Annotated in this window: 7 protein-coding genes; 3 read left to right on the top strand and 4 right to left on the bottom strand. The window is 77.5% G+C overall.

Annotation, left to right across the window (positions count from 1 at the left end; genetic code table 11):
- A partial coding sequence (locus GD970_RS21050) for a NifU family protein (RefSeq protein WP_193315013.1) occupies nucleotides 1-381 on the top strand: 381 nt, incomplete at its 5' end.
- Nucleotides 382-407: 26 nt separating this feature from the next.
- Here the strand turns inward: GD970_RS21050 and GD970_RS21055 are convergent.
- Nucleotides 408-1,820, bottom strand: coding sequence for an NAD(P)H-quinone dehydrogenase (locus GD970_RS21055; protein WP_152204846.1), 1,413 nt, complete (start codon nucleotides 1,818-1,820; stop codon nucleotides 408-410).
- A 219-nt stretch (nucleotides 1,821-2,039) separates the two neighbouring features.
- Here GD970_RS21055 and GD970_RS21060 point away from each other — a divergent pair, with 219 nt between their 5' ends.
- Nucleotides 2,040-2,885 carry a purine-nucleoside phosphorylase gene (locus GD970_RS21060; protein ID WP_152204841.1) on the top strand — a complete coding sequence of 282 codons (846 nt, stop codon included), beginning with the start codon at nucleotides 2,040-2,042 and terminating at the stop codon, nucleotides 2,883-2,885.
- Nucleotides 2,886-3,025: 140 nt separating this feature from the next.
- A complete protein-coding gene (locus tag GD970_RS21065; protein ID WP_152204842.1) occupies nucleotides 3,026-4,726 on the top strand; it encodes a phospho-sugar mutase in 1,701 nt (566 codons plus the stop codon).
- A 53-nt stretch (nucleotides 4,727-4,779) separates the two neighbouring features.
- On the opposite strand, the gene deoC is transcribed toward GD970_RS21065, so the two are convergent.
- The 3 genes from deoC to GD970_RS21080 form a co-directional block, all read right to left on the bottom strand.
- Nucleotides 4,780-5,463, bottom strand: a complete 684-nt coding sequence (deoC, locus tag GD970_RS21070) for a deoxyribose-phosphate aldolase (RefSeq protein ID WP_152204843.1) — start codon at nucleotides 5,461-5,463, stop codon at nucleotides 4,780-4,782.
- Between the two features lie 149 nt (nucleotides 5,464-5,612).
- Nucleotides 5,613-5,849 carry a hypothetical protein gene (locus GD970_RS21075; protein WP_152204844.1) on the bottom strand — a complete coding sequence of 79 codons (237 nt, stop codon included), beginning with the start codon at nucleotides 5,847-5,849 and terminating at the stop codon, nucleotides 5,613-5,615.
- Between the two features lie 66 nt (nucleotides 5,850-5,915).
- A partial coding sequence (locus GD970_RS21080; RefSeq protein WP_226925522.1) for a hypothetical protein occupies nucleotides 5,916-6,699 on the bottom strand: 784 nt, incomplete at its 5' end.

Here is a 6,699-nt window from a genome sequence, read left to right on the forward strand (position 1 = left end):
TGGGCGGTGCGGGGCGCGCCGGACGCCGGGAGCGCCGACGACGCCGGCGCGGCCCGGGCGGGCGCGTCCGGCGCGCACGCCCGCGACGCCCGGCTGCGGGCCGCCGCCGAGGAGGTCATCGCCGGCCCGGTGGGCGACCTGGCCCGCTCCCACGGCGGCCGCATCGAGCTGGCGGAGGTGCGCGACGGCGTGGTGGCGGTGCGCATGTCCGGCGCCTGTCACGGCTGCCCCGCGGCGGCGGTGACGATGCACGCGCGCCTCGAGCGCCTGGTGCGCGAACGGTGCGAGGGGCTGGTCGAGGTGCGCGAGGTCGGCGCCCCCGCCCGGGCCCCGTTCTGGCTGGCGCTGACCCGCCGGGCCGGGGCCCCGCCCGCCCGCTGAGCACCCCGGCCCCCGAGCGGGCGGTGTCAGGCCCGGTGCAGCGTCCGGGCCGCCTCGGCGATCGAGCCGGTGAGCGAGGGGTAGATGGTGAAGACGTTGGCCAGCTGGTCCACCGTCAGCCGCTGGGCGACGGCGATGGTGATCGGGTAGATCAGCTCGCTCGCGCGCGGGGCGACGACCACGCCGCCCAGGACGGTGCCCGTGGACCGGTCGGAGAAGAGCTTGATGAAGCCCTCCTTGATGCCGAGCATCTTCGCCCGCGGGTTGCGCGCCAGCGGCAGGCGGGTGATGGCGCCGTCGACCTCGCCGGCCTCGATGGCCTTCTGCGTCACCCCGATGGTGGCGATCTCCGGGGCGGTGAAGATGTTCGCCGCGACGGAGGAGAGGTCGAGCGGGGCGACGGCGTCGCCGAGGGAGTGCCACATCGCGATGCGGCCCTGCATGGCGGCCACCGACGCCAGCGGCAGCACGCCGGTGCAGTCGCCCGCGGCGTAGACGCGCGGGGCCCGGGTGCGCGAGACCCGGTCGACCTCGATGTGCCCCGAGGCCTTGAGGTGCACCCCAGCCTCCTCCAGGCCCAGCCCGGCGGTGTTGGGCACCCCGCCGACCGCGACGAGGCAGTGGGAGCCGGCGACGACGCGCCCGTCGGTCAGCTCGACCTCCACCCCGTCGCCCACGCGGCGCACCCCGGCGGCCCGCGAGCGCGACAGCACCTGCATGCCGCGGCGGGTGAACACGCCCTCGATGAGCTCGGCGGCGTTCTCGTCCTCCCCCGGCAGCACCCGGTCGCGGCTGGAGATGAGCGTGACGTCGGCGCCGAGGGCGTTGTAGGCGCCCGCGAACTCCGCCCCGGTCACGCCGGAGCCGATCACCACGAGGTGCTCGGGGATGTCGGTGAGGTTGTACATCTGCGCCCAGGTGAGGATCCGCTCGCCGTCGGGCTCGGCGGTGGGCAGCACCCGCGGCGTCGCGCCGGTGGCGACGAGGACGATCTGCGCGGAGAGCTCCTCCTGGCCACCGTCGGCGGTCTCGACGAAGATCCGGCGGTTGGCGCCGGCGTCGATGTCGGCGCCGATGCGCCCGGTGCCGGCGATGATCTCGATGCCCTCGCGCTCGAGCCGGTTGCGGATGTCCCGCGACTGCTTCTCGGCGAGCCGCATCACCCGCCGGTCGACGACGTCCATGTCGGCGCGCAGGGCGCCCGCCTCCTCGTCGCCCTCGGCGCCGATGCCCAGCTCGCCGGCCTGCTCGGTCAGGGTCATCCACTCGGCGGTGGCGATGAGGGTCTTGGACGGCACGACGTCGGTGAGCACGGCCGAGCCGCCCATCCCCTGCCGCTCGACCACCTGGACCTGGGCGCCGAGCTGGCGGGCCACCAGGGCGGCCTCGTACCCGCCGGGGCCGCCGCCGACGATGACGACGCGGGAGCCCTCGCGCACGGGCGACGGGCCGGCGCCGGTCTCGGCCGCGCGGCGCTGGTCGCGGGGGCCGGCCGCGGAGGCGGCGCCGGCGGTCTCGGTCGCGGGCGGGGGGACGGGGCCGGAAGGAGTGGTCACGTCAGGCCATTGTGCCGAACCGGACGGGCGTGTGCCGCCCGGCGCGCCCCGCGCGGCTCCGGCCACGGCCGGTCCCGGGCCGTTAGCGGTAGCGTCGTGCCCATGACCGTGCACGACGACGCCAGGCTCGCCACCCTGGACGACCCCGCCACCGACCCGTTCGCCGTCGCCCGCGCGGCCGCCGAGCTCATCGCCGAGCGCACGGGGGTCGAGCGCCACCCCGTCGCGCTGGTGCTGGGGTCCGGCTGGGGCGGCGCCGCCGACCTCATCGGCGAGACGGTCGCGGAGCTCCCGGCCACCGAGGTGCCGGGCTTCTCTGCCTCGGCCGTCGTGGGCCACGTGGGCCAGCTGCGCTCCGTCCGCCTCGCCGGCACGGACACGCACGCGCTGGTCATCGGCGCCCGCACGCACTTCTACGAGCAGCGCAACGTGCGCCGGGTGGCGCACGGGGTGCGGGTGGCCGCGGCGGCCGGCGCGCGCACCGTGGTGCTGACCAACGGCTGCGGCGGGCTGGAGGAGGAGTGGGCGCCCGGGACCCCGGTGCTCATCAGCGACCACATCAACCTCACCGGCGCCTCGCCGCTGGAGGGGGCGACCTTCGTCGACCTCACCGACCTGTACTCCACCCGGCTGCGCGACCTCGCCCGCGAGGTCGACCCCGCCCTGCCCGAGGGCGTGTACGTCCAGTTCCCCGGCCCCCACTACGAGACCCCGGCCGAGGTGCAGATGGCCCGCCGCATCGGCGGGCACCTCGTGGGCATGTCGACGGCGCTGGAGGCCATCGCCGCCCGGCACGTGGGCCTGGAGGTGCTGGGGCTCTCGCTGGTGACCAACCCCGCCGCCGGCATCTCCCCCGTCCCGCTCTCCCACGAGGAGGTGCTCGAGGCCGGGCGCGCCGCGGGCCCCCGCATCTCCCGGCTGCTCGCGGAGATCGTCCGGCTGCTCTGACGGGGCCCGCGCGCCCACCGCGCCCCGTCCGCGCCCCGCCACCTCGCCGCCTCGCCGCCTCGCACCACTCCCCCACCGTTTCCCGGCGCCCGCGCCGTCCGATCCCCCGCCCGCCCGACGGGCCACCGAGGAGCCCACCGATGAAGACCACCGCCGCGGAGGTCCGCGCCTGGATCGACGCCGACCCCGACCCCGCCACCCGGGCCGAGCTGACCATCCTGCTCGAGCGTGCCGAGGCCGAGCAGGACGGGGTGACCGCGGCGGGCGCCGAGCTCGACTCCCGCTTCGCGGGCCTGCTGCAGTTCGGCACCGCCGGGCTGCGCGGGGCGCTCGGCGGCGGGCCGAGCCGGATGAACCGCGCCGTCGTCATCACGGCGGCGGCCGGGCTGTCGGCCTTCCTCACCGACCGCGTGGGCGCCGGGTTCACCGTCGCGATCGGCTACGACGCCCGGCACGGGTCGGCCCAGTTCGCCACCGACACCGCCGCCGTCGTCACGGCCGCCGGCGGCCGGGCGCTGCTGCTGCCCGCCCCGCTGCCCACCCCGGTGCTCGCCTTCGCCGTGCGTCACCTGGGCACCGACGCCGGCGTCATGGTCACCGCCTCGCACAACCCGCCCCAGGACAACGGGTACAAGGTCTACCTCGGGGGCCGGGTGGTCACCGACGCCGGCCAGGGCGCCCAGATCGTCCCGCCCTTCGACGCCGAGATCGCCGCCCGGATCGCCGCGGTCGGCCCGGCCAACGCCGTGCCGCGCGCCGAGTCCGGGTGGGAGGTGCTCGGCGACGACGTGCGCGAGGCCTACCTGCGCCGCGCCGCCTCGCTCATCCCCGCCCGCCACACCCGGGGCCTGCGCCTCGTCTACACCCCCCTGCACGGGGTGGGCGGGGCGACGGCGGTGGAGGCGCTGCGCCGCGTGGGCTTCACCGACGTGCACGTGGTGGCCAAGCAGGCCGACCCGGACCCCGACTTCCCCACCGTGGCCTTCCCCAACCCCGAGGAGCCCGGGGCGCTGGACCTCGCCCTCGAGCTGGCCCGCGCCGTCGACGCCGACCTCGTGCTGGCCAACGACCCCGACGCCGACCGCTGCACGATGGCTGCCCCGGACCCCTCGGTGCCCGGCGGGTGGCGCCAGCTCACCGGCGACGAGATCGGCGCCCTGCTCGGCGCGCAGACCGGGGTGGCGGCGGCGATGGCCGGCCGCGGGGTGCTGGCGAGCTCCGTGGTCTCCTCCCGGCTGCTGGAGCGGGTCGCCCGCTCCCACGGCCTGGAGCACCGCACCACGCTCACCGGCTTCAAGTGGATCGCGCGCACCGAGGGCCTGGTGTTCGGCTACGAGGAGGCCATCGGCTACTGCGTGGACCCGCAGGCGGTGCGCGACAAGGACGGCATCACCGCCGCGCTGCGCCTGGCGTACATGGCCGCCCAGCTGCGCGACGTCGGCTCGAGCGTCCCCGAGATGCTCGACGACCTCGCCCGGCGCCACGGCCTGCACGCCACCAACCAGCTGGCCGTCCGGGTGGCCGACCTCTCGCTGATCTCCGACGCGATGGCCCGCCTGCGCGCCGCCGCCCCGACATCGCTCGCCGGCTCCCCGGTGGTCACCGTCACCGACCTGTCCGCCGGCTCGGCCGAGCTGCCGCCCACCGACGGGCTGCTCTACCTGACGGCGCAGAACGACCGGGTGATCATCCGGCCCTCCGGCACCGAGCCGAAGCTCAAGTGCTACCTCGAGGTGGTCGTCCCGGTGGCCGACCCCGCCGACGTCGCGGCCACCCGCCGGATCGCGGCCGCCCGGATCGAGCGGCTGCGCGCGGACGTGGCCGCCGCCGTGGGCCTGTAGCCCCGGGGCTTCGTCCGAGCCCGGGCGCGCGCCTGGCGCGCGCCCGCGCCTCGTCAGTCGGTCAGGCCCTCGAGCACCGCGCGGGTGCCGGACAGCCCCAGCCGGGTGGCGCCGGCGTCGATCATGGCCAGCGCGGACTCGGTGGTGCGGATGCCGCCGGAGGCCTTCACGCCGAGGCGGCCGCCGACGGTCCGGGCCATGAGCTCGACGGCGTGCACGCTCGCGCCGCCGGCGGGGTGGAAGCCGGTGGAGGTCTTGACGAAGTCGGCGCCCGCCGCCTCGGCCGCCCGGCACACGGCGACGATCTGCTCGTCGCTCAGCGCGGCGGACTCGATGATGACCTTGAGCACCACCTGCGGCGCCGCCGCGCGCACGGCCGCGATCTCCTCCTGCACGGCGTCGTAGCGGCCGGTGGTGGCCAGGGCGAGGTTGATGACCATGTCGACCTCGTCGGCGCCGTCGGCGGCCGAGCGGGCCGCCTCGGCGGCCTTGACCTCGGCGTGGTGGGCGCCGGAGGGGAACCCGCACACGGTGGCGACCTTGACGTCGCCGGTGCCGGTCAGGGGCAGCTGGCTCGGCGAGACGCAGACGGAGTAGGCGCCCAGCTCCCGGGCCTCGGCGACCAGGGCGGCGACGTCCTCGGCGGTGGCCTCGGGCTTGAGCAGGGTGTGGTCGACCAGGCGGGCGACCTCGGCGCGGGTGCGGCTGGCCGGTTCCTCGGTGCGGGTGTGGCTCATCGATCCTCTTCTCTCCGGTGCCGACGGCGTCGGCGCGGCGGGCCCCGGCCGGTGCCCGGACGGGTGCGGTCCAGGACTCACGGTAGTCGCCTCCGGACGCGCTGCGGCCCCCGGCACCGGGGTGCCGGGGGCCGCCTGGGCCGGGACGGTCAGTACTCCTCGTCCTCGGCGATCACCTCGTCGTCGTCCCCGGGAACCTCGGCGACCTGCTCCGCGACGTCCTCCGGGCTCGCCTCGCGCGTGGGCTCCTGGAGCTCGACCTCGGGGGCGTACTCCTCGGGCTCGGCCACGAGGTCGTCCTCGGGCGTGTGCTCCTCGCCCAGGACGTCAGGGTCCAGCTCGACGGAGGCGGGGGTGGCGACGGGCTCGGGTCGCGGCATGCTCATGGCTCCTCCTCGGGTTGGGTGGTCGGTCTTGCCAGCGTGCCCCGCGGGCCCGACCGGCGCAAGAGGTCACCCCACGGGCTCGGGCAGCACCACCCACACCACGTGCGTCCAGCCACCGAGGGCGGGGTGGGGCTCCGTCCGCCCGAGCAGGTCGGCCACCGGCACCTCGTGGACCCGGCCGCCGGCGGGCTCGTACAGGTGCAGCGCCGGGCGGCCGGCGTCGTCGTGGCCCCGGTGCGCCGCGGCGGCCGGCGGGGGCACCGCGAGGACGACGTGGCGCGGGACGGCGGTGGCCAGGCCGCGGCGCACGTCCCCGCCGGTGTACAGCGGCACGGGCACCCCGGCGAGGGTGGCCCGGTGCACGCTGGTGAGCAGCGCCGCCGCGCGGGTCGAGGCGTCGTCGAGCGGGACCGACCGGTAGCGCACCCCGGGGAACCGGGCCTCGCGGGCGGCCGTCCACGGCGGGGTGCCCAGGCGGGCCGGCCAGGGCGCCGGGCCCAGCGCCCGCGCGCCGGTGCGCCGCTTGAGGTGGTGCTGGGCGGCGGCCAGCCGCGCGGCGGCGGTGGGGTAGGCGGTGGCGGCCGCCGGCGGCACCGCGCCCATGCCGGTCGCCTCCGGCGGGATCTCCGGCGGCACCTGGGCGGCGGGCAGGTCGGGCGCCAGGGTGCCGCGCTCGAGCCAGCTCGCGAGGACGGGGTCGCCGGTGGCCGCGAGCATGAGCAGCACCAGGGAGCCGCAGGTGGTCTCGTCGGTCTGCCGGGCGGGCGCCCCGCCGAGGGTGACGGGCAACGCGGACGCCGCCGCAGGGGCGCCGTCGGGGGGTGCCGGCGCGCCGGCCGGACCCGCCGCC

The sequence above is a fragment of the Georgenia thermotolerans genome (genome assembly GCF_009193185.1).
Classification (GTDB): Bacteria; Actinomycetota; Actinomycetes; order Actinomycetales; family Actinomycetaceae; genus Georgenia; species Georgenia thermotolerans.

Bases quoted from the DNA above. Each gene is read 5' to 3' on its own strand.
- GD970_RS21075 (WP_152204844.1), bottom strand. From the start codon at position 5,849: ATGAGCATGCCGCGACCCGAGCCCGTCGCCACCCCCGCCTCCGTCGAG.
- GD970_RS21060 (WP_152204841.1), top strand. From the start codon at position 2,040: ATGACCGTGCACGACGACGCCAGGCTCGCCACCCTGGACGACCCCGCC.
- GD970_RS21065 (WP_152204842.1), top strand. From the start codon at position 3,026: ATGAAGACCACCGCCGCGGAGGTCCGCGCCTGGATCGACGCCGACCCC.
- deoC (WP_152204843.1), bottom strand. From the start codon at position 5,463: ATGAGCCACACCCGCACCGAGGAACCGGCCAGCCGCACCCGCGCCGAG.